Here is a 21,997-nt window from a genome sequence, read left to right as displayed (position 1 = left end):
TCCGAAGGTGAATGGGTTCATTTCGTTAATTCTCTAATTTTCTGCCTTTACAATAAAACTGGTTAATAGCTCTTCATCAACAGAAACATCAATCTTCCAAAGTCCTGGTTTATCTAAGGAGAATTTCGCACCACTTTTGTTATTGTCAATCTCCCATTCATAAAGTTGAACAGTCTCTTTGGTTTTCTTATGAGTGGCTAACATTTTGTACTTCTTCACATTTAAATTAGTGGGATTATCAAAAAAGTAAACATCATAGTGTCTACCCTGCCTAACTGAAAATGCTGGTTCATCAGCTTCACCATTAACCTTAATATTTTAAAAGCAACAATTTTTACGAAAAAGACAAATAAAAAATTATTATGGTACCTCTTATAAAAAACTAAAAATCCCCTCTCCTATTATGGAGAAGGGGTCGCATCCGTCGCTAGAAAGAAGCTTCACTATTATAACAACTTGAACAGTTTTTATACAATTATTTAGAACAGCATGTCCCAAGTCTTGATACCGACAATGCCATCCACAACAAGTCCCTTACTCTCCTGATAAGCTTTCACGGCTTTTCTGTGCCGAACCATATTCTTCTCTGTCTACTTTCACACACAAGACACACTGGATACGTTCAACTTCTTCTCTTTTTTTGTTAAATATTGTTAATAACAGTCACTCCCATAGGCTAAACACTCTAAAAATTTTTCATCGTATCATTACATTTTTGTAATAATTAGTTTATAATGTTAAATATTTATTTAATTTTGGTTTTTAGTCACAAATCAGCAGGAGGTAAGTCATGAATACAAAAACTTTATCTCTTAAACATCTGGAAACCTCCATTTGTTATTTGAGAACTCATATGATTACTATTGGAATATCAAAAGGACTTACGCATTCTGATACGATTAAGTACAGTCAAAAGTTAGATATTTTATTGAATGAATACCAGAAAATTAAATCAAACTGATAGCACTTTTAAAAGTGCTTTACGACCTCTTAAATTCCCCTGTATCAAGTGAATCCAAAATACATACAGTAATACAGAGCAAGGCGTTTAGTCATCAAGATCAACACCAGTGAGCCTTGCTCTTTTGTTGTGCATTCTCTTCATACTGTTCATTAAGTTGCTTTCTTTATTTTCTCATTAACTGCTTACTCAATCCCTGTTCATTAACAAATGCCTTAGTTACTTCATACATTATTTAAAAAACGGGGTTGAACTTCATGGCGAGATGGATTGACGTATCAACATCACGACATCAATTAAAACTTTTTGATGGAAACAGACTTATAAAAACTTACCCAATTGCAGTTGGAAAAATATTATCACCAACACCTTCCGGGACATACACGATTATCAATAAACAGCCTAACCCTGGCGGACCATTTGGAGTGCTTTGGATGGGATTATCAAGGCCCCACTACGGTATACACGGAACAAATAATCCAGCTTCAATCGGTAAGAATGTCTCACATGGATGTATTAGAATGTTTAATCATGATGTTCTAGACTTATCATCTAGAGTTCCAATTGGTACTGGGGTTTCCATTCATAAATAAATCGGTTAACCTTGCTCCTTTGCTGCGTAGTTTTGGTCTACTCTCCGCTTTCAAACTTCAAGCAAGCATTCATAAACACTAGCACTTTTTATCCAGCAATCAATATATGAACGAATGACATATACTGAAACTAACCTACTTGATAAGGAGGGCATCCTTTTGGATACTGCACTTGCTGTTTTTAGAAATAAAGGAATTATGCGGGTGATTTGCTCGGTTGTTGTTTGTGTTTCCATATACGGATTCATATCATTCGACTCTTTTTTAAAGTAATCACTACATAACTGGTCTTCTTGTCCTTATAGATAAGGAGACTGGTTACTGATTAAAGAAGCAAACTATTAAATAAGTCACTAGATTTTCAAGAAGCCAGCCAAAATACAAGTAAAATATTTGGAGATATGAAACCTACAAAGGTAATAAAAAAAGCCCCGATACTAGTAGTATCAAGGCTTTCAGTTGATCAATACATTGTCATGTATTGATCGCGTTCCCATGGGTGTACTTGCGTACGGAACATATCCCACTCGATTTCTTTCGCTTCAACGAAGTGTTCTAAAAGATGTGCACCTAACGCGTCTTTAATAACTTCGTCAGATTGTAATACTTGTAATGCAGCTGCTAATGTAGCTGGCAGGTCAACAATACCTACTTCTTCACGCTCTTCTTTTGTCATAACATAGATGTTACGATCAACTGGAGCCGGAGGAGTTAGGTTATTTTTAATACCATCAAGACCTGCTTTAAGGATAACAGCTAGTGCCAAGTATGGGTTAGCCGCTGGGTCAACGCTACGTACTTCAACACGAGTTCCTAGACCACGTGAAGCTGGAATACGGATTAGCGGGCTGCGGTTTTGAGCAGACCATGCTACGTAACAAGGTGCTTCATAACCAGGTACTAGACGTTTGTAAGAGTTAACTGTTGGATTTGTCACAGCTGTGAAACCTGGAGCATGCTTGATTACACCAGCAATGAATTGTTCAGCTGTTTCACTAAGTTCTAACTTACCTTTTGTATCATAGAATGCATTTTCATTTCCTTTGAATAAAGAAACGTTACAGTGCATACCTGAACCATTTACACCGAATAATGGCTTTGGCATGAATGTTGCATGAAGACCATGCTTACGAGCAATTGTTTTAACTACTAATTTAAATGTTTGAATGTGATCACATGCTGTAATAGCATCTGCATATTTAAAATCGATTTCGTGTTGACCAGGAGCTACTTCATGGTGAGATGCTTCGATTTCAAAGCCCATTTCCTCTAGCTCAAGTACGATATCACGACGGCAGTTTTCCCCTAAATCTGTTGGTGCAAGGTCAAAGTACCCGCCTTTATCATTCAATTCTAGAGTTGGCTCACCTTTCTCATCTAATTTGAATAAGAAGAATTCTGGCTCTGGTCCAAGATTGAAGTTTGTGAAGCCCATTTCTCTTGCTTCAGCTAAAACGCGTTTTAAATTATTACGTGGGTCACCTTCGAATGGTGTTCCGTCTGTCTTGTAAATATCACAGATTAAACGAGCTACTTTTCCTTTTTCAGCTGTCCAAGGGAACACTACCCAAGTATCTAAATCTGGATATAAATACATATCAGATTCCTCGATACGTACAAACCCTTCGATAGAAGAACCGTCAAACATCATTTTATTATCTAATGCTTTCCCTAATTGACTTACTGGAATTTCTACGTTTTTAATAGTTCCTAAAATATCTGTAAATTGAAGACGAATGTATTTAACATTTTCTTCTTTTGCTAAACGAGTAATATCTTCACGTGTATACTTTGCCATGATCTATTCCTCCCCAAATATATAAAACTAATTATTTTTAATGGAAAAAGCGAGACATATCACCTTGTCGTAAAGATGTACGGTACTTACCGCCTTGCAATAATTCCGTTCGAAGAATTTTTCGCAACTCCACTTCACTTAGGTCTTGTCTAATCTTTTCCGCTTGCTCGCTGTCTTGTTCTTGAAGAGCCCCCTCATTTTTCACGGTAAAAATTTTTTTAATACCGGCTAGGTTCACTCCTTGCTCGATTAAATCCTTAATTTCGAGCAATCGATCGATATCATTTAATGAGAATAGACGACGATTGCCTTCCGTTCTCATCGGAGTAATTAATTGATGCTCTTCATAATAACGAATCTGGCGCGCAGACAACTCTGTCAATTGCATCACGATTCCTATAGAAAAAAGAGGCATCGAACGCCGAATGTTGTTGCCGCTCATTAAGCATCCTCCTTTTGTTTATCATAGTTTTATTTTATGCTATGTAATTTTATTTGTCAATGCAATGTTATATTTTATAACATAAAAATTTTTTACTTTGCTGAATTGCAAGTTAATTCAAAATAGAGAGCCAATAGGAAGTTGGCCACTCTAGTTATTCTATCATACTATTTATAATGTAATAAGCTTCTTAGATAATAAATTATCTACGGCTGTTAAAACTGCCATCTTCACATGAGCATACGTTAAGCCCCCTTGAACATAGGCAATAAAAGGAGCGCGAGTTGGACCATCTGCTGTCAATTCAATGCTCGCTCCTTGAATAAATGTTCCTGCTGCCATAATAACATCATCCTCATAGCCCGGCATATAAGCAGGATACGGAGTCACATGTGAATTGATTGGAGATGCAAACTGAATTGCTTGACAAAAAGCAACCATCTTATCTTTATCATCAAATTGAACAGATTGAATAAGATCGGTGCGTTTAGCATTCCATTTAGGCGATGTATTCATTCCAAGTCTCTCTAAAAAGGCTGCGGTAAACACCGCTCCCTTTAATGCTTGTCCTACAACATGCGGAGCAAGGAAAAACCCTTGGTACATTTCTTGTAAGCTATAAAGGGACGCCCCTGCTTCTGCTCCAATACCAGGTGATGTTAATCGATATGCACAAGCTTCTACCAGCTCTTTTTTACCGACGATATAGCCGCCTGTTTTCACTATACCACCGCCCGGGTTTTTAATGAGTGACCCCGCCATTAAGTCGGCTCCTACGTGGCATGGCTCCTTCGTTTCTACAAATTCACCGTAACAATTGTCAACGAACACAACAATATTCGGATTAATCTCTTTCACAAAAGCAATAGCTGCTTCGATTTCCTCAATCGTAAAAGATGGACGCGTTGCATATCCTTTTGAACGCTGAATTCCAATCATTTTTGTATTCGGTTTAATGGACTGTTTAACCGCCTCGAAATCAATAGCTCCTTCAGCGGTTAACGAAACCATATTATAGTCAATATGGAAATCTCGTAAAGAACCTACCCCTGTACCGCGAATTCCAACAATTTCTTCAAGTGTATCATACGGTTTTCCCGTAATATAAAGCAGTTCATCACCTGGACGAAGAATGCCAAACAATGCCGTTGAAATAGCATGTGTACCAGAAATAATTTGCGGGCGAACAAGACCCGCTTCTCCTCCAAATACATCTGCATAGATTAATTCCAGCGTATCTCTTCCGACATCATCATACCCATACCCTGTTGACGGGATAAAATGAGAATCACTGACCCGATGTGCTTGAAAGCTGCGAAGCAAACGAAATTGATTTTCTTCAATTCGCTCTTCTATTTTCTTATGTAATGGAGCAATCATTGCCTCTATTTCTCTTACAATCGGTTGCAAAATTTCCCCATTTGTTAAATATTGATACATGTTGTTTCCCCTTTATATTGTAAATTTCTCTAGTAAGCCTCTAATTGGGTGATTGGTTAAACAAAAACCCCTGCATTCATAACACTCACTTTCTTCATTAAAAGCGAGCGTCCGCAATATTGTTTCATTCTTCAACTGCGCAAGTAATCTTCCTTCCGTAGAAGGCAGTGAAACGTGGTAGCTTGCCATCTCACTTATCATACTTTGCTCAATTGTCTCTAAAATTGTTTCCACATCTCCTTGATCATAGGCACTAATCAGTAAAGATTGGTCTTTTGATGTCGGCAAAAATTCGGCATGCTTGCAATCCCTCTTATTATACAACGTAAGCATCGGAATGGAAGTAGCTTCTAAGTCTTGCAATAAATTTTCTACCGTCGTTTGATGATTAAAGTAATCAGGATTCGATGAATCGACGACGTGTAACAGTAAGTCAGCTTCCTTCACTTCCTCTAAGGTTGAGCGGAAAGCCGCAATAAGAGAAGTAGGTAAATCTTGAATAAATCCAACCGTATCTGTCATTAACACCGTAAAGCCGCTTGGCAATACAGCTTTACGAGTAAGAGGATCCAGCGTAGCAAATAGCAAATTCTCTTCAAATGCAGCTGCTTCCGTTAATCGGTTAAACAATGTTGACTTTCCTGCATTTGTATACCCTACAAGCGCTATTTGAAACGCCTTATTTCGCTTACGCCGCTCTCGGTACCGGTCACGATGATCAGCGATTACTCGCAACTGACTCTTAATTTCATCAATTTTACCTCGAATATGACGACGATCGCTTTCAAGCTTCGTTTCCCCAGGTCCTCTCGTTCCGATTCCACCACCAAGCCTAGATAAAGCCGTTCCTTGGCCAACTAGACGAGGAAGCATATATTGCAGCTGAGCAAGCTCAACCTGCAGCTGACCTTCTCTTGAACGAGCACGCTGAGCGAAAATATCTAAAATCAATTGCGTTCGATCAATGATTCGCGCTTCCAACTGGTTCGAAAGATTACGAATCTGACTTGGAGATAATTCATCATTAAAAATAATTAAATCCGGCTCTAATTCTGCTTCTAAATTTTGAAGTTCTTCAATCTTTCCTTTTCCTATGTATGTGGCCGGATGGACACGCTCCCGTTTTTGAGTAACCGTCAGCAACACTTCACCATTTGCTGTATGAGTTAATGATGCAAGTTCCTCTAATGAATAATGAAAGCGGGCATCATCTTCCACTGTTTGACATCCAATTAAAATCGCCGTTTCTTTTTCAGCATTTTGCAAATAGGGCACCATCCTTATCCAAAATCATTCAACTCATCATACCAAAAAAATAAATAAGATTAAAACTTTCACAAACTAAAATAGAGCATTTCCAAAAAGAAAAGAACATGATAGAATCAATTTTAGTTTGCGACAAGATTAATGAAAAATCCTCACTGTTTATACATTTCAAATAAAATTTAACTGATAGAGGGAATCCATATGACCTGGGAATTTTTAAGCATAATTGGAACAATTGCTTTTGCGATTAGTGGGGCAATCATTGCTATGGAAGAAGAATATGATTTATTGGGTGTATATATTTTAGGCATCGTAACCGCATTTGGCGGTGGAGCAATCAGAAATTTATTAATTGGTGTCCCTCCTTCAACACTATGGGACCAAGGTACGTTCTTTACAATTGCTTTAATATCGATTACTATCGTGTTCTTCTTTCCAAACAATTCATTAAAGCATTGGGACAAATGGGGAAATTTCACCGATGCAATCGGATTAGCTGCTTTTGCTATTCAAGGAGCACTATATGCAATTGAGCTCAATCTTCCAGTAAGCGCGGTTATTGTAGCAGCTGTTTTAACTGGCTGCGGAGGCGGAATTGTCCGCGATGTTCTCGCAGGACGTAAACCGCTCTTATTCCGTAAAGAAATCTATGCAGTTTGGGCAATTGTAGCAGGGATAATCTTAGGCTTAGAACTTGCCTCAGATACATGGGAATTATATGCTCTCTTCATTATTATTACAGCATTGCGTGTCCTTTCCTACACACGCAACTGGGAGCTGCCAAATAAAAAATTGCCTCAAAACATGTAAAAACGGCCTAAAGCCGTTTTTTTTGTTCCCTTATTCATTCTGTTCATTAAAAATAAAATCTTGACTTCGTAATGTCATTAAATCTGCCTTGTCATAACTATCTTCATGCAATAAGCGCATCGCTTGTGTTCGAATCGCTTTTTCAATGACATTACGAATATAGCGACCGTTCGAAAAGGAAACAGGACTTTGCAATGAGCGAAGTACAACTAGATGTTCGCGCAGCTTTCGCTCTGCATCACGACTAATGATATACTCCCGCTCTTCTAGCATCAGATCCGCTATCTCCATTAATTGATCGGTTGTATAATCAGGAAATTCAATAACAAGCGGAAATCGTGACAATAAACCAGGATTTAAGCTAAGAAAATAATCCATTTCACGTGAATAACCCGCTAGAATCAAAATAAACTCATGCTGCTTATCCTCCATATGCTTCACAAGCGTATCAATCGCTTCTTTCCCAAAGTCTTTTTCTCCTCCGCGTCCTAACGAATACGCTTCATCAATAAACAAAATTCCCCCGATTGCTTTCTTCACTAAATCTCGTGTTTTTTGAGCTGTATGACCAATATATTCACCAACTAAATCCGCACGCTCCGCTTCTATTAAATGTCCTTTTGTTAACACATTCATCTTATGAAATAATTTACCGATTAAGCGTGCAACCGTCGTTTTCCCAGTGCCAGGATTCCCTTTAAACATCATATGCAACGCTTGTCGCCCAGCCTTCAAACCACGTTCCTCACGCTTCTTATTGACATAGATCCATGCATAAATTTCTTTAATTAACTTTTTCATCTCTTCCATGCCAACTAATGTTTCAAGCTCCGCCTCGATTTCTTTCAAAGCAATATGCTGTTCAGAAAGGTCTCGATCATATAATTCCCTAATAGGCACATCCTTTTGTATCACGTTTCTTTTTTCTCCATTAAAGACAATATTAATTTGCCCATTATTTTTCATTCGGATTGGTTGCTCCACATCATCACCTCGCCATTCCCGACCCCTTATTCCTATAATTTATTAGGAAATTAACTCTTCTCAGCTAGCCTTCCGTCGAAAAATACGACGGAATCAGACAATTATTTTACTAAAAAAAGACACTTCAACATATTAACTATGTTTTTCGTCATTTCTTTTAAGAAAATGTCAGTTTCTGCGCTTTCCCAAGAAATAATCCACCTATCTATTATTCATCTATATTCAGAAAAGCAGGAAATCATTCTTTGACCATTCGAAAAGGATTCCGAACAAAAGTGTAAGTGCTAAAAAACAAAAGGCGGAAGTCACCCTACCTTTACTCTGCGAGGCAACCTACAAATCAATGAGCAGGAATGCTAGCACTTAACACAGCCCAGTGCCCAAAATCAACAACATCATAAAACAGAGCTTATACAATAAAAAAAACAGGCTCCATAAGCGCCTGTTTTTCTCTCATCTATTTATTCTTTCACTTCATATTCAATTTGAACATTTCGTTGTGGAGCAAAAGTAGAAATCGCATGTTTAAATACTAATTGTTGCTTCCCTTCAGATTCAAATAGCACGGTAAAATTGTCAAAGCCTTTAATTTGCCCACGAATTTGAAAACCGTTTAATAAAAATACTGTCACATAAGTATTGTCTTTTCTCAGTTGGTTTAAAAATTGGTCTTGAATATTTACCGATTGTTTCATCACTTCGTCCTCCTCTTTTCTCTCTACTTGTACTTATTCGCCTTTATCATGAGCTTTCCTGCAATAAATTCCGATATTTCGTTGATTTTTTTTGAAAATTCGGCAATATCAGTCATATCAAACCAAGAAACATCCATTTTATTGCGAAACCACGTAAGTTGACGTTTGGCATAACGGCGAGAGTTTTGTTTTAAAGCCTCAATTGCCTCTTTTTCACTCATTCGCCCTTCCAGATAATCATACAGTTCCTTATAACCAATCGCTTGAATTGATTGACAATGTTTTAAGCCTTGTTCAAAAAAACCTTGCACTTCCGAAACAAGCCCCTCTTCCACCATCATATCCACTCGATTGTTAATACGCGCATATAATAAATCGCGCTCCATCGTTAACCCGATAATACATGTATCATATTTCATTTCAGTCGGCTGTTCATTTAACTGCTCACTCATTGTATGTCCTGTGCAATGATAAATTTCAAGCGCACGAATCACACGCCTCACATTATTCGGATGGATACGCTCCGCACTTTCGGGATCAATCCTCTGTAGTTCCGCAAAAACAGCCTCTATTCCCGCCTCTTTCACGCGTTGTTCTAACTCCGCTCGATATAGCGGGTCGGATGGAGCTTCAGAGAATTGATAATCATAAATTACAGACTGTATGTATAATCCCGTTCCCCCCACTATAATTGGAAGCTTTCCTCGACTTTGAATATCGTCAATCATTACATTTGCTCTTTGTTGAAATTCAGCTGCACTAAACGGCTCATTCGGCTCTTTAATATCGAGCAAATAATGTGGAATACCTTCTTTTTCTTCCTCCTTTATTTTCGCTGTGCCAATATCCATTCCTTTATATACTTGCATGGAATCACCACTTATAATCTCACCATTAAATCGTTTTGCTAATTCAATACTTAACTTCGTCTTGCCCACAGCCGTTGGGCCAATAATAACAAGTAACTTTCCTTTTTGTTGTTCCAACATTCTTCACTGCCTTATATGATTTTTTCCTATCTTACCATAATTTCAGCGGAAGCTGTTAAACATCTAAACAGTATAGGTATCTCTCTACATTTTTATTCAGATAAAAATAGAAAAATAAATACATTTAAAAGGGCGAATGAAAGTGATTTCGACAACCAAAACTAATTTCTAGAAAAAAGAGGAGGAAAGATCAAATGGAAGAATTATTACACCCCATGCTGAGAACAGTTATTTCCTATATAATATTGCTTTTTGTTACTTACTTATTCGGAAAAAGAATGAATTCACAATTAAATTACCATAGCTTTGCTGTCGCTATTACAATCGGTTCATTCATCGCCAATATGGGATTTGATACCAATCTTAAATTTTGGCCAATACTTACTTCCTTTTTTATCTTAACGTTTGTTTTCTATCTTTCTTCTTATTTATCTTATCAAAATAAATTCTTGTACAAATACTTATCCGGACAACCCACTGCTATTATCGAAAAGGGAAAAATAAATGAGGTCAATATGAAAAAAGCAAAGTACTGCCTGTACGATTTACACCAACAATTAAGAGAAAACGGAGTATTCCAAATAGAAGAAATTGAAACGGCCTATCTTGAGGTAAGCGGTAAACTTTCTATTCAACTAAAAGAACAATACAAGCCTGCAACCAAACAATACATAGATCAGCTAAATATGAAACGACCGGTCGAATTAATCATAGACGGAAAGATATTAAAAGAAAAATATCAGCATTGAACAAGTTTCTTATGCAGTTGTAGGAACAAATGGTGTGTTTTATACCTTAACTTAATTGGTCCAGCCAAGAAATCACTTTCTCCGAAAATAAGTTCATGTTTTATACGCCATATATATACACCCAAATTAATTTTCCAACAGCATCCCATCTAGTTGGTGGAACGATTGGGGGCTCCTACTTGTTCTTTCTCCATGAAACGATGGAAAAAGCCCTCATGTATTGTAAGGGCTTTTTCCACGAATCTATTATTGTGTTACTAGACTTCTTTTATGACCATATAACCAATCCGTATAGCTAAAATCATTTGCTGGACGTTTTGTAAAAATATCGTTACGAAGTGCAATTGTAATTGGATCTACAGCATGAATGATTTCTCCCCATTGACGTGCCGTTGTTTGAACACGTGCAGTACGAGGAATACGTTCTTCTTGGAACTCTTTGAAAGCGGCTTCAAAATTATCACCATGAGTTGCTAATACATCAGCTAATTTTGCAGCATCTTCTAATGCTTGAACGCCACCTTGAGCTAAGTATTGTAACATTGGGTGAGCAGCGTCTCCCATAAGTGTTATATTCCCTTTTGTCCAGTTATCAATTGGCAGGCGATCATACATTGGCCAACGGATTTGTTTATTAATAAATGAAAGAGCTTTCTCAACTTTTGAATGACAGCCTTCAAATACTTGTGCCATTTCTTCTGGAGTTCCCCATTCAACAGATTCAGATGTATACGTTGGGCTTTTGAATACAACAACTTGATTATATAATTCTCCACGGCGTACTGGGTATTGAACTACATGAAGATTTGGACCAATCCACATAATTACATCGTCCATTTCAGCATCTTCAGAAATTTCTTCAATTGGAATCGTACCACGATAAGCAACATATGCAGAGTTTACCATATCATCTTGAGCGAATAATTTACGTACATTTGATTTAATTCCATCTGCCCCAATAACTGCCTTACCTTTGATTTTCTCATTATGTTGGTTTATAAGGAATACGCCATCTTCATTTTCTTCTGCAGCAGTAATTGTCGTATTCGTATGAAGAGAGATTAAAGGATTGCTTTCACATGCTTCTAACAGCGATCTGTGTAAATCAGAACGGTGCAATACCATATATGGGAATCCATATCTCTCTTTAAACTCATCTCCTAGGTCTAAAGCCGTTAGTTCTTCTCCCGTAAAAGCATCTTTTAACACAAGTCGTTTTGGAAATACGGCAAATTCAGCAATACGATCTGCTACTCCAAGGCGAGTTAAAACAGCCATTGCATTTGGAGCCATTTGAATTCCTGCACCAACTTCCCCGAATTGTGGTGCTTGTTCAAAAACGGATGAAGCGTGACCAGCTTGTGCTGCAGCAAGAGCTGTTGCTAATCCACCAATTCCGCCACCAGCGATTAAGACTCTGTTCTCTGTGTTTGTCATAGAAATTCCTCCTAGTTTCTCTTAATTTAGTTTTAAAGAAGTAATAAGTGATTAACTAAGGGCAGCCTAAGAAGCATATAATGTACCTATCTCTTAAGCTGCTTATTACTGCGATAATCTTTTTTTACTTTTACGGTAATATTGGTTTAAACTCAGAAGTCACTTCTTGCTGACCATTGTTTCGCTCATACACTTCTTGTTTTTCAATATCGAATTTTTCCATAATTGGAAGATCATTTGTTGTGAAGAAATACGTATCTTCTGCTGCAACATGTTCTACCCAAGCCCAGTTTGGAACGCAGAAGAAATCTCCTTCTTCCCAATCGAAGCGAACGCCGTTAATAATACTGTAGCCCGAACCTTTATACACTTGATGAATCGAAGCACTCGTATGACGCTGCGCTTTTGTGCGGAAACCTTTCGGAAATTTCTGAATCCAAGCAGCAATCGTTGGGTTCGCTGTTTTACCTGTAGAAGGGTTAATAAATTCTACCGCATATCCTTCAAATGGATCCGGCTCAAACTGACTTAATGATTCAATCGCCTTATACGTATGCTCCCATTTATACGAACCTAGTGGAGCTATGGAAGGATTACGATCAGAAACAGGACGTAGCATACCTGCTGCATAACGTTGTGAACCAAAGTTATCCGGTACTTTCGGCTGTTCAATTCTTTCTGGGTAATTCTCAAAGAATGTACCACCCAATGCATAAATCGTTGGAATGTCTAAAATATCTGTCCAAATCATCGGTTTTGTGCCTTCATGACCATGACCATGCCATAAATTTTTTGGCGTAATGAGGAAGTCTCCTTCTTCCATGAAAATTCTTTCCCCTTGGACGATACTGTATGCGCCTTCCCCTTTCGTAATAAAGCGAAGGGCATTTTGAGAGTGACGATGAGAAGGAGCTACTTCTCCTGGTTGTAACAATTGAACGGCTGCATACAGCGTTTGTGTCGTAGAAGCCCATCCCCAAGGTTGACGATAATCAAGACCTGGATTTTGCAAATAAATTGCCCGTCGTTCTCCCCCGCGATCCGGTGTGAAAATTTGAGCGGCTTCTAGTAATTTTTTCTCAAGCAGGCTGCCTTTCCAAAGATAAGCTTGTGCATGAGGCTCTGGAGATTTATGCATTAACGCTGGAATTGCTTCCCATAATGGTCCAAGATTATATTGACGAATATCAGCCGTAAAATCTTGTACAATTTTACTCTTCATAAACTCAGTTACTTCTGCCATGTTCCGAACCTCCTACTAGATTATTAATTTAATTTTGATAAATTGCGTTGAATTTGACCTTCATGTTTGTTCACGTGCTGATCAATTAAATGATCAATAATAAATGAAAGTGGTTTCGTACCAAAATTAGGATTTCTGCTTGGTGCCTCAGCAGCAAGCTGCTCCGCTGTCAAGTTCCCAATACCTGATTCTACTTTTTGTTTAACCTCTTCTAGCGCTTGTAACAGCTCCGCAACACTTATCGCATCCACCGTTGTAGAACTTACCGCTTGCAGTCGCCCTTCATGTAAATGATTTCTTCCCCATTCTTGACCAGGAGATTGAACAAGCTGTTCAATCTCTTCTACCCAATACGGTAATGCTTCGACGATATGAGCGACAATTTGCATAATAGACCATTCTTCCTCTGTTGGATACCAACGAATCGTTTCTTCCGATAACCCTTTCACCGTTTCGATAATACGATCAATCGATTCATTAACAGATGTAACTGCATTTTGTGTCACTGTCATTCTATTACTCTCCTTTTACAGCACGTACTGTATTTTCTAATACACCCACTTTTTCGATTTCGACACGAACGACATCTCCATCTTTCAACCATACTTGCGGTTCCATTGCTTGAATAACACCACCAGGAGTTCCTGTAATAACGATATCACCAGGCTCTAATGTAGCAATTGTAGATAAGAATGATACTAGATGTTTAACAGAGAATACTTGGTTCGCAGTATTGGTACGTTGACGCTCTTCACCGTTTACAGTTAAAACCATTTCTAGTGTTTGTGGATCTCGTAGCTCATCTGAAGTAACCATCCAAGGTCCCATTGGTAAGCTGCCATCTACTGTTTTACCTTGCAGCCATTGAAGAGTACGACGTTGGAAATCGCGATATGTTACATCGTTTGCTACTGCATAACCTGCTACATAATCAAGCGCTTCTTCTTCTGAAACATTTTTTGCACGTTTACCGATGACAAACGCAAATTCCGCTTCATAGTCTAATTGTTCTGAAATTGGATGAAATGGAATATCATCTTGTGGCCCAACAAGTGTGTTCGCAAATTTAGCGAATACAACAGGATATTTTGGAATTTCACGTCCCATTTCAAGAATATGTTCACGATAGTTATGACCTACAGCAAAGATTTTTCCTGGTTTTGGAACAGGAGCTTCCACTTTTACTTCACTTAGAGCATGAACTAGTTTTGAACCATCCACTACTCTATTCGTTAAAGCAAAGTCGATTGCTCCTTTCGCAAGCTCCATGCTTTCTTTTCCACCTTGTAAAAATCCTGTCATCTCAGATGGAATGAATGCATTTGCAATTTCTTGTGCACGTATTTTCCCCTCTGCTTCTAAAGATTTTTTATAAGCAAGATGTAAATCAACAACTTCCTCACTCACGATAGCTCCAATTGTTGTAATACCTTCACGGTTAAATGTTATAAGTTTCATACATATTCTCCTTTGTCTATACAATTTTATTTTGAGTTTTTCATTCCTGTAAGCGGATTCATTTCAATCACTTCTTAGAAGATATTTCGCTTGAATAATATAAGCACCTATATCTTCAAAACTGCTTATCAACAGGATCTTTGTACTTCTTTTTATTGATGTGAATAAGCTAACCCGTAATACAAGTTATAAAAGAAAGTGGATATCTTTTTCACTTTGAGTTAACTTCGTTCACTATTTATAAATAAAATTTAATCTATTCTGTAGCAAATGTCAATAATATTTTTTCTGAAAATTTACCTACTTCAAAATATTTTTTTGGATTCTATATATGAAATCTTTGTACAAAGCTTCACAGTTTGTTCTAAGAACACTTTGTAAATAAAGAAGTGTTTCTGTTATACTAATAAAAAATAATAGGAGAAATTAAAATGGAGAAAGAAAAAAATCCAGCTATGATTGGTTCGCTTCAAATAGGTTTGGGAATAGTTGATATCATTGCTTCCCAAGAACACCCTATGAAATTTACTGAAATTCAGGAAAAATCCAACATCACAAAAAGTAATCTATATAAATATTTGAATACTCTTACACACTTAGAGTTACTATATAGAGACAAACAACACGGTACCTATACACTGGGTTCTAAAATTATTTCCTATGGAATGGCTGCTATCGGTCAACAAGATCTCGTTACCAAAGTGACTCCTTTCCTACAAGAAATAAGTAGATTTACTTCTTTAACGGCTCTATTAGCTGTATGGACACATAGCGGTCCTGTAATCGCCAACATTTGGAACGCTAATAACGGCTTGAACATCGGTGCACAAATTGGGACGCACCTCCCTATCTTATCGTCGTCAGGAAAAGTTTTTTCTGCTTTTCATGAACCTTTACTCATTGAGGAATGGAAAAATACTGAAATGCAAAACTGGTCTGTAGAAGACAAACAATTATTCGAGGAAGAAACAGAAGTTATTAAAAAAGGCAAATTTCTTTTGCTAAAGAGCCACTCGTTCCTTATATATCTTCAGCATCTGTTCCATTATTTAACTATAATAATGATTTACTAGGTTGTTTGACACTTGTTGGATTTTCACAGATTGTCCCTCAAACATCTGAAGATGAATACGGTCAATATTTACTCAATATTTCAAAGGAAGCATCTGGTATATTTGGATATAAATGATGTAATTTAGAAGCATCCATTTAAAAAATGGCATGCTTCTTTTTTTTGTGAATTTTCATGATACTTTTAATAGCAACATTGTTATAATACACTTTTTACAAGTTTCCTATTTCACAATCTTTTACTTTTTTACAATTTTGTGAATTTCGAGTTGAAAAATTAAAAAACCGCCTATATAATCACTATAAAGCAACATAGTTTTCTATAAGTGAAATAATTTTCTTCTAGAAACCTATTTTCACAACTTTGAAAGCGCTTTATTGATGCTACAACACAAAAGGGGGAAAATATTTGTCTAGTTTAAACACGAACCGTATCATTGAAAATAGTAAATTTAACCGCTTTCACACTATGATACTCTTTTGGGGGACATTCATTATCATTTTAGATGGTTATGATCTTGCCGTTTATGGAGCCGTACTGCCAGTTCTGATTGAAGATTGGGGATTATCGAATGTTGAAGCTGGTGCCATGGGAAGTTATGGATTAATCGGTGTTATGATTGGGGCTTTTTTCTTCGGTCCCCTCGCTGACCGAGTTGGTAGAAAGAATGTTATCCTTATTTGTTTTGTCCTATTTAGTCTATTCACTGGACTATGTGGTCTAGCTGATTCACCTACTGCTTTTTCTACCTATCGATTTATTGCAGGACTCGGGCTTGGTGGAATTATGCCAAACGTAATTGCTTTAATGACAGACTACTCCCCTAAATCGATGCGTAGTTTAACTGTATCGATTATACTTTGCGGCTATTCCGTTGGGGGAATGCTAGCTCCTGCACTTTCAATCTATCTCATCCCAAGCTACGGATGGGAAATCGTCTATATGATTACTGCTGCACCTCTTTTACTTTTGCCTTTCATTTGGAAACATCTTCCTGATGCAACCGTTTTCTTAGCTGCAAAGGGACGTACAGAAGAATTACGCCAGATTATGAATAAAATCAACCCTGCCGGTAATTATACGGAAGAGGATCATTTTGAAAAAATAGATATAAAACAAGAAGCAGGTATTCCTGTTATTCAACTATTTAAAAATAACCGTGCTCTTAGTACAAGTATGTTTTGGATTGCGTACTTCATGTGCTTATTAGTCGTTTATGGATTAAGCACCTGGCTCCCAAAATTAATGATGCAAGCAGGCTATGGCTTAAATTCAAGTCTTTCGTTCTTAATCATTATGCACGCCGGAACAATTGTTGGGACACTTATAATTGCTAAACTTGCTGATCGATATGGTTCTAAAAAAATGCTTGTTCCAATGTACACAATCGGTGCGATTTGCTTATTTCTGATGAGCTTTAAAAGCGACCTATGGGTGATTTGTCTTCTTGTCGCTATTACTGGAGCTTGTACAGTAGGCGCACAAAATATCGCCAATGCCTATGTTTCTCAATATTATCCACCATTTTTACGTTCAACTGCCTTAGGGGTTGCTTCCGGTGTAGGAAGAATAGGGGCCATTCTCGGACCAACTATTGGCGGAATCTTACTTACGATGAATTTACCGATTCAAATTAATTTCCTTGCCTTTGCTATACCTGGTGTCATCGCTTCTATCGCTTTCTTCTTCATCCCTGTGAAACACGCGTATGATTATACAGAAAAAACCGAAGATTCAGATATAAATGAATCAGATACTAATTCTAAAGTCATTTAAAAAAGTCAACAATACTGACCAGCCAGAGTCAGTATTGTTGACTTTTTTATTACAGCTCTGTTAGATAACGGAACTAAAAAGGAATGCGGCCACTTCTAGAGTCGGCACTTATCAACGATGAATGAAAGTGCTGGCACTTTTGTTCTTTCAGTCACACATCACTTACATTGGTTGCATTCCATATTTCTCGCTCCAATTCCGCCTTATACTTCAATGTTTCTCTTTCACTCCAACCGAACACATCACACATATATCGACTAACTGCTTCCTTCCACCTATGTACCCAATCTATCTGAAACAAAAGGGCACTTGTTCGTCGTACAAAGAAATCAACGGGTGTTACAACATATTCTTCTTGTATCCCGTAAACTAATTTAGCGAATACTTCAGGAGTGAACTGATATTTTTCTATATCGTTTTTGCCATCTCTAATAATTTGATAAATCTTCGAGATATTAGACCCATATAATCTTGTGAGGTATCTTGCTTCACATTCTGTTAAACCTAGCTTTATCCCTTCTTTTGTATACTTAGAAATGTAGGCTTCAAAATAATGAGAGCCGCCTACGTCCCCTCCCGATATAGGAAGCTTTCTCGTGACACACTTACCAAATAATTTGTATTGTTCATCTTTGAATTGTCTCGCAAGCAGATTGACAATCGTTTCTGCCATTTTGCGATATCCTGTTAATTTTCCACCAGCAATCGTAATAAGGCCAGATTTTGAAACCCAAATTTCATCTTTTCGTGAAATTTCCGAAGGACCTTTTCCTTCTTCATGAATGAGCGGGCGAACACCAGCCCAACTTGATTCAATATCTTGGACACTTAAGGTTAGTTTTGGAAATATGAAATGAATCGCCTTTAATATATACATCCGATCCTCCTCAGTAATAAGCGGCCGAATCGGGTCTTTATCATAAAAAGTATCAGTTGTTCCCACATATACTTTTCCTTCTCTCGGAATCGCAAATACCATTCTACTATCTTCTGTATCAAAATAAATCGCTTGCTTTAAAGGAAAACGTGATTGATCAATAACCACATGGACTCCTTTTGTCAATTTCAATGTTTTTCCTTCGTTTGATCTATCTTTTTCTCTTAATGAATCGACCCATGCTCCAGTTGCATTGACTACTTTTTTTGCCCGAATATCATAGCAATTTCCTGTCTGAACATCTTCAACAACAACCCCTGCCACCTTCCTATCTTCATATAGAAAATCGATGACTTTCGTATAATTTAGCAAATCTGCACCAAATTCAGCGGCTCGTTTAATAACTTCAATTGTTAACCGTGCATCATCCGTCCGATATTCAACATAATAACCTCCCCCTTGCAAGCCTTGCCTTTTAAGTAGAGGCTCTTGCTTTACCACCTGTTCCTTAGATAACATCCTTCTTCGCTCCTGTTTCTTAACAGCAGCAAGAAAATCATAGACCTTTAACCCAATGGAAATACTACGCGGTCCAAGCTCCCCATCCGTATACACTGGAAGCAACATCCATTCTGGTTTCGTGACGTGCGGACCATTTTCGTAAACAATTGCTCGTTCTTTGCCCACTTCCGCCACCAACTTAACCTCCCCTTGCTTTAAATAGCGTAAACCGCCATGAATGAGTTTGGAGGAACGACTAGAAGTACCAGCAGCAAAATCTTGCATCTCAAAAAGACCAACTTCCATCCCTCGGGTCACAGCATCCAAGGCAATGCCTGCACCCGTAATACCCCCTCCAATGATTAATAGATCATATTGTTTTTCACTCATTTTCTGTAACAATTGCGATCGGTTCATATATGTTTGGGCCATGATTTTCCCTCCAATTATGAAAAAGACCACCAGATCACTCAATAAGTGTCTATGTGGCCCTCCCTTAAACAGCATGATGAATCGAAATCATCATACCATTATACACAATAAATGTTAAATTTTATTATATATATTTATGAAACAATGTAAGTCATCCAATGATTTTATCTGATTTTCAACTTCAAATTAACGATGTTCTATAAACCTATTATTTAAACATCATCGCAGCATGGACCGCTTTTTTCCATCCTTCATACAGTTGCTTTCGCTGTTCTTCATCCATAGTTGCGCTAAATTCCCGATCTAGTCTCCATTTCTCCCCAATGTCATCTTGACTTTCCCAAAACCCTATCGCCATTCCCGCTAAGTAAGCTGCACCTAATGCTGTCGTTTCATTAATTACTGGTCTATCAACAGGAACACCTAATAAATCGCTTTGAAAGCCCATTAAGAAATCGTTCTTTACCGCTCCTCCATCTACTCGAAGCTTTTTCAAAGAAATACCAGAATCCGCTTCCATCGCACTTAATACATCTTTCGTTTGATAGGCTAGAGATTCTAAAGTCGCTCGAATAAAATGCTCCTTTGACGTTCCGCGAGTTAAACCGAATACAGCACCGCGCACATCACTATCCCAATAAGGTGTACCTAATCCAACAAAAGCAGGAACAACATATACACCATCAGTCGATTGTACTTTCTTTGCATACGCTTCACTATCTTTGGCTTCTTTGAGCATCCTTAATCCGTCACGAAGCCACTGAATCGCAGAGCCCGCTACAAAAATACTGCCTTCTAACGCATATTCAACTTTTCCATTAATTCCCCAAGCAATCGTCGTTAACAAGCCATGTTGAGATTTTACCGCTCTCTCACCAGTGTTCATTAACATAAAGCAACCCGTACCATATGTGTTTTTCGCCATTCCATCCTCGAAACATGCCTGACCGAAAAGAGCAGCTTGCTGATCACCAGCCGCCCCCGCAATCGGAATATTATGCCCAAAGAAATGATGGCTGACCGTATGAGCATACACTTCTGAAGATGGCCTCACTTCAGGAAGCATGGAAGCCGGAATGGTTAAAATCTTAAGCAATTCATCGTCCCATTCCAAATCATAAATATTGTACATCAATGTTCGTGATGCATTTGAATAATCGGTTACATGAGCTCTCCCGCCAGATAGCTTCCAAATGAGCCATGTATCAATTGTTCCAAATAATAGCTCACCCTTCTCAGCTTTCTCTCTAGCCCCCTCCACATGATCCAAAATCCATTTCACTTTCGTTCCAGAAAAATACGCATCAATCAGTAAACCTGTTTTATCTCGAATGACCTTCTCATATCCCTGATCTTTTAATTGTTGACAGATATCCTGCGTTTGCCGTGACTGCCAAACAATCGCATGATAAACAGGCATTCCTGTCTGTTTATCCCAAACGACCGTCGTTTCACGCTGATTCGTAATTCCAATTCCAGCAATTTGCGCGGGAGTAATGCCAGACTCCGCTAAAGCGCTTGCAATAACTGCTAATACACTACCCCAAATTTCACTAGCATTATGTTCAACCCAGCCTGGCTTTGGAAAATACTGCGTAAACTCTCTTTGGAACATATGAACAATATCGCCAGCACGATTAAACAAAATCGCTCGCGAACTGGTTGTTCCTTGATCTAGTGAAAGAATATACTGTTCCATTCCTCTCCCCCCTTATGAAGAAATTATACAACAATGAATCCTATTCACTTCATAAAAAGATATTTTATGTAAAGCTTTTATTCTCTAATACTGTCACCTTTGTATGTGTAGATGCTCCTACTTCTTTTGTATATTGGACTAGGCGAAGGATATCATGACAGCATTGTTTGGCCCCTAGCACTAATAAAGGAACACCGATGAAATCAATTTTTAAGCGTCTAGAGAATAGCCCTCCCATTGTCATAGCGAATGGAACAGTCGGGGAAGTGTTTGAGAAAATAATTTTTTCTTCCTCCCGAAAATGATTTTGCAGCATGACACTTAAATTTTTTAAAGCCGGAACAACAAGCTTTGAATTTTTTCTTCCTATTGTATAAACAGAATGTCCCTCGTCATCTATTCCATGAAAAATAAGCCTTCCCATATCAGCGGGTGTTAATTGATTAAAATAATCAACATGCAAAATCTCTTCTTTTGTAAGTTTTCGATCCGTAGGCAACTTTTTTAAATGATAAGCTGCTGCTAGAGCCGTGCTATGTGTCCCCGCAAAATCATCATAAATATAAATCATGATGTCACCTTTCCCTATTATATTTACACCTATTATTAACAAACATTCACATAATATCCAAAACATCCAATAAAGGAACTCGAATAACTTTAGAGACAAATATAGATAGGTTTCTTTATTTGAGACTTTGACGTTGTTGACTTTGGACTCATAAAAAAAGAACCCAAGTTTAGAGCCTCGGTTCTTTAAATAACATATCTTCTT

Annotated in this window: 22 protein-coding genes; 6 read left to right on the top strand and 16 right to left on the bottom strand. The window is 37.8% G+C overall.

The annotated features are described in order from the left end of the window. Positions 1 to 33: 33 nt before the first annotated feature. Together BAOM_RS24290 and BAOM_RS25465 are read right to left on the bottom strand one after the other, a co-directional pair. Positions 34 to 204: a hypothetical protein gene (locus BAOM_RS24290; RefSeq protein ID WP_164853168.1), complete on the bottom strand. Its 171-nt coding sequence runs from the start codon at positions 202 to 204 to the stop codon at positions 34 to 36. Between the two features lie 275 nt (positions 205 to 479). Then, on the bottom strand, positions 480 to 578 hold the full coding sequence (locus BAOM_RS25465) for a peptidoglycan-binding domain-containing protein (protein ID WP_127759954.1): 99 nt from the start codon (positions 576 to 578) through the stop codon (positions 480 to 482). A 212-nt stretch (positions 579 to 790) separates the two neighbouring features. Between BAOM_RS25465 and BAOM_RS08825 the strand changes: the two genes are divergently transcribed. Both BAOM_RS08825 and BAOM_RS08820 read left to right on the top strand, forming a co-directional pair. Next, on the top strand, positions 791 to 961 hold the full coding sequence (locus tag BAOM_RS08825) for an aspartyl-phosphate phosphatase Spo0E family protein (RefSeq protein WP_127759953.1): 171 nt from the start codon (positions 791 to 793) through the stop codon (positions 959 to 961). A 257-nt stretch (positions 962 to 1,218) separates the two neighbouring features. After that, positions 1,219 to 1,554: a L,D-transpeptidase gene (locus tag BAOM_RS08820; protein ID WP_127759952.1), complete on the top strand. Its 336-nt coding sequence runs from the start codon at positions 1,219 to 1,221 to the stop codon at positions 1,552 to 1,554. A 463-nt stretch (positions 1,555 to 2,017) separates the two neighbouring features. On the opposite strand, the gene glnA is transcribed toward BAOM_RS08820, so the two are convergent. From glnA to hflX, 4 genes are all read right to left on the bottom strand, one after another. After that, positions 2,018 to 3,352, bottom strand: a complete 1,335-nt coding sequence (gene glnA, locus BAOM_RS08815; RefSeq protein ID WP_127759951.1) for a type I glutamate--ammonia ligase — start codon at positions 3,350 to 3,352, stop codon at positions 2,018 to 2,020. A gap of 37 nt (positions 3,353 to 3,389) precedes the next feature. Beyond that, entirely contained in the window at positions 3,390 to 3,794 is a 405-nt protein-coding gene (locus BAOM_RS08810) for a MerR family transcriptional regulator (protein ID WP_119116327.1), read from the bottom strand. Positions 3,795 to 3,965: 171 nt separating this feature from the next. Then, positions 3,966 to 5,234, bottom strand: a complete 1,269-nt coding sequence (locus BAOM_RS08805) for a methionine gamma-lyase family protein (protein ID WP_127759950.1) — start codon at positions 5,232 to 5,234, stop codon at positions 3,966 to 3,968. A gap of 12 nt (positions 5,235 to 5,246) precedes the next feature. Next, positions 5,247 to 6,500 carry a GTPase HflX gene (gene hflX, locus BAOM_RS08800; protein ID WP_252283320.1) on the bottom strand — a complete coding sequence of 418 codons (1,254 nt, stop codon included), beginning with the start codon at positions 6,498 to 6,500 and terminating at the stop codon, positions 5,247 to 5,249. 201 nt (positions 6,501 to 6,701) lie between these two features. Here hflX and BAOM_RS08795 point away from each other — a divergent pair, with 201 nt between their 5' ends. Further along, positions 6,702 to 7,310 (top strand): trimeric intracellular cation channel family protein, encoded by a 609-nt coding sequence (locus tag BAOM_RS08795; protein WP_127759948.1) that lies wholly within the window; start codon positions 6,702 to 6,704, stop codon positions 7,308 to 7,310. Between the two features lie 30 nt (positions 7,311 to 7,340). Here BAOM_RS08795 and spoVK read toward each other — a convergent pair whose 3' ends face one another. The 3 genes from spoVK to miaA all read right to left on the bottom strand — a co-directional run bounded on the left by spoVK (position 7,341) and on the right by miaA (position 9,978). After that, positions 7,341 to 8,294 (bottom strand): stage V sporulation protein K, encoded by a 954-nt coding sequence (gene spoVK / locus BAOM_RS08790; RefSeq protein ID WP_127759947.1) that lies wholly within the window; start codon positions 8,292 to 8,294, stop codon positions 7,341 to 7,343. A gap of 461 nt (positions 8,295 to 8,755) precedes the next feature. Beyond that, positions 8,756 to 8,989, bottom strand: coding sequence for an RNA chaperone Hfq (gene hfq, locus BAOM_RS08785; RefSeq protein WP_119116332.1), 234 nt, complete (start codon positions 8,987 to 8,989; stop codon positions 8,756 to 8,758). Positions 8,990 to 9,012: 23 nt separating this feature from the next. After that, positions 9,013 to 9,978 (bottom strand): tRNA (adenosine(37)-N6)-dimethylallyltransferase MiaA, encoded by a 966-nt coding sequence (miaA, locus tag BAOM_RS08780; RefSeq protein ID WP_127759946.1) that lies wholly within the window; start codon positions 9,976 to 9,978, stop codon positions 9,013 to 9,015. Positions 9,979 to 10,172: 194 nt separating this feature from the next. On the opposite strand from miaA, the gene BAOM_RS08775 reads away from it, so the two are divergent. After that, positions 10,173 to 10,727, top strand: a complete 555-nt coding sequence (locus BAOM_RS08775) for a DUF421 domain-containing protein (RefSeq protein WP_252283319.1) — start codon at positions 10,173 to 10,175, stop codon at positions 10,725 to 10,727. 246 nt (positions 10,728 to 10,973) lie between these two features. Here BAOM_RS08775 and BAOM_RS08770 read toward each other — a convergent pair whose 3' ends face one another. The 4 genes from BAOM_RS08770 to BAOM_RS08755 all read right to left on the bottom strand — a co-directional run bounded on the left by BAOM_RS08770 (position 10,974) and on the right by BAOM_RS08755 (position 14,865). After that, positions 10,974 to 12,164, bottom strand: coding sequence for an FAD-dependent monooxygenase (locus tag BAOM_RS08770; protein WP_127759945.1), 1,191 nt, complete (start codon positions 12,162 to 12,164; stop codon positions 10,974 to 10,976). A gap of 130 nt (positions 12,165 to 12,294) precedes the next feature. Beyond that, positions 12,295 to 13,407: a cupin domain-containing protein gene (locus tag BAOM_RS08765; RefSeq protein ID WP_127759944.1), complete on the bottom strand. Its 1,113-nt coding sequence runs from the start codon at positions 13,405 to 13,407 to the stop codon at positions 12,295 to 12,297. Positions 13,408 to 13,430: 23 nt separating this feature from the next. Then, positions 13,431 to 13,919: a DinB family protein gene (locus BAOM_RS08760; RefSeq protein ID WP_164853167.1), complete on the bottom strand. Its 489-nt coding sequence runs from the start codon at positions 13,917 to 13,919 to the stop codon at positions 13,431 to 13,433. Between the two features lie 4 nt (positions 13,920 to 13,923). Further along, positions 13,924 to 14,865, bottom strand: a complete 942-nt coding sequence (locus BAOM_RS08755) for a fumarylacetoacetate hydrolase family protein (protein WP_127759943.1) — start codon at positions 14,863 to 14,865, stop codon at positions 13,924 to 13,926. A 431-nt stretch (positions 14,866 to 15,296) separates the two neighbouring features. Here BAOM_RS08755 and BAOM_RS08750 point away from each other — a divergent pair, with 431 nt between their 5' ends. Together BAOM_RS08750 and BAOM_RS08745 are read left to right on the top strand one after the other, a co-directional pair. Further along, positions 15,297 to 15,938, top strand: a complete 642-nt coding sequence (locus BAOM_RS08750; protein WP_257467676.1) for an IclR family transcriptional regulator — start codon at positions 15,297 to 15,299, stop codon at positions 15,936 to 15,938. A 407-nt stretch (positions 15,939 to 16,345) separates the two neighbouring features. After that, complete coding sequence (locus tag BAOM_RS08745) at positions 16,346 to 17,713, top strand: MFS transporter (RefSeq protein ID WP_127759942.1); 1,368 nt, start codon at positions 16,346 to 16,348, stop codon at positions 17,711 to 17,713. Between the two features lie 151 nt (positions 17,714 to 17,864). Here the strand turns inward: BAOM_RS08745 and BAOM_RS08740 are convergent, their stop codons facing one another. The 3 genes from BAOM_RS08740 to BAOM_RS08730 form a co-directional block, all read right to left on the bottom strand. Continuing rightward, positions 17,865 to 19,523: a glycerol-3-phosphate dehydrogenase/oxidase gene (locus BAOM_RS08740; RefSeq protein WP_127759941.1), complete on the bottom strand. Its 1,659-nt coding sequence runs from the start codon at positions 19,521 to 19,523 to the stop codon at positions 17,865 to 17,867. Positions 19,524 to 19,731: 208 nt separating this feature from the next. Further along, positions 19,732 to 21,222: a glycerol kinase GlpK gene (gene glpK / locus BAOM_RS08735; protein ID WP_127759940.1), complete on the bottom strand. Its 1,491-nt coding sequence runs from the start codon at positions 21,220 to 21,222 to the stop codon at positions 19,732 to 19,734. 64 nt (positions 21,223 to 21,286) lie between these two features. Beyond that, positions 21,287 to 21,793: a DUF3189 family protein gene (locus BAOM_RS08730; protein WP_127759939.1), complete on the bottom strand. Its 507-nt coding sequence runs from the start codon at positions 21,791 to 21,793 to the stop codon at positions 21,287 to 21,289. Positions 21,794 to 21,997 lie beyond the last annotated feature (204 nt).

The organism is Peribacillus asahii (assembly GCF_004006295.1).
GTDB classification, from domain to species: Bacteria; Bacillota; Bacilli; order Bacillales; family DSM-1321; genus Peribacillus; species Peribacillus asahii_A.
The sequence above is the reverse complement of the archived record's forward strand: the minus strand, read 5'-3'. Positions and strand labels throughout refer to the sequence as shown.

Coding starts and splice junctions, on each gene's coding strand:
- BAOM_RS24290 (WP_164853168.1), bottom strand. CDS start 204: ATGTTAGCCACTCATAAGAAAACCAAAGAGACTGTTCAACTTTATGAA.
- BAOM_RS25465 (WP_127759954.1), bottom strand. CDS start 578: ATGGTTCGGCACAGAAAAGCCGTGAAAGCTTATCAGGAGAGTAAGGGA.
- BAOM_RS08825 (WP_127759953.1), top strand. CDS start 791: ATGAATACAAAAACTTTATCTCTTAAACATCTGGAAACCTCCATTTGT.
- BAOM_RS08820 (WP_127759952.1), top strand. CDS start 1,219: ATGGCGAGATGGATTGACGTATCAACATCACGACATCAATTAAAACTT.
- glnA (WP_127759951.1), bottom strand. CDS start 3,352: ATGGCAAAGTATACACGTGAAGATATTACTCGTTTAGCAAAAGAAGAA.
- BAOM_RS08810 (WP_119116327.1), bottom strand. CDS start 3,794: ATGAGCGGCAACAACATTCGGCGTTCGATGCCTCTTTTTTCTATAGGA.
- BAOM_RS08805 (WP_127759950.1), bottom strand. CDS start 5,234: ATGTATCAATATTTAACAAATGGGGAAATTTTGCAACCGATTGTAAGA.
- BAOM_RS08795 (WP_127759948.1), top strand. CDS start 6,702: ATGACCTGGGAATTTTTAAGCATAATTGGAACAATTGCTTTTGCGATT.
- hfq (WP_119116332.1), bottom strand. CDS start 8,989: ATGAAACAATCGGTAAATATTCAAGACCAATTTTTAAACCAACTGAGA.
- miaA (WP_127759946.1), bottom strand. CDS start 9,978: ATGTTGGAACAACAAAAAGGAAAGTTACTTGTTATTATTGGCCCAACG.
- BAOM_RS08775 (WP_252283319.1), top strand. CDS start 10,173: ATGGAAGAATTATTACACCCCATGCTGAGAACAGTTATTTCCTATATA.
- BAOM_RS08770 (WP_127759945.1), bottom strand. CDS start 12,164: ATGACAAACACAGAGAACAGAGTCTTAATCGCTGGTGGCGGAATTGGT.
- BAOM_RS08765 (WP_127759944.1), bottom strand. CDS start 13,407: ATGGCAGAAGTAACTGAGTTTATGAAGAGTAAAATTGTACAAGATTTT.
- BAOM_RS08760 (WP_164853167.1), bottom strand. CDS start 13,919: ATGACAGTGACACAAAATGCAGTTACATCTGTTAATGAATCGATTGAT.
- BAOM_RS08755 (WP_127759943.1), bottom strand. CDS start 14,865: ATGAAACTTATAACATTTAACCGTGAAGGTATTACAACAATTGGAGCT.
- BAOM_RS08750 (WP_257467676.1), top strand. CDS start 15,297: ATGGAGAAAGAAAAAAATCCAGCTATGATTGGTTCGCTTCAAATAGGT.
- BAOM_RS08740 (WP_127759941.1), bottom strand. CDS start 19,523: ATGGCCCAAACATATATGAACCGATCGCAATTGTTACAGAAAATGAGT.
- glpK (WP_127759940.1), bottom strand. CDS start 21,222: ATGGAACAGTATATTCTTTCACTAGATCAAGGAACAACCAGTTCGCGA.
- BAOM_RS08730 (WP_127759939.1), bottom strand. CDS start 21,793: ATGATTTATATTTATGATGATTTTGCGGGGACACATAGCACGGCTCTA.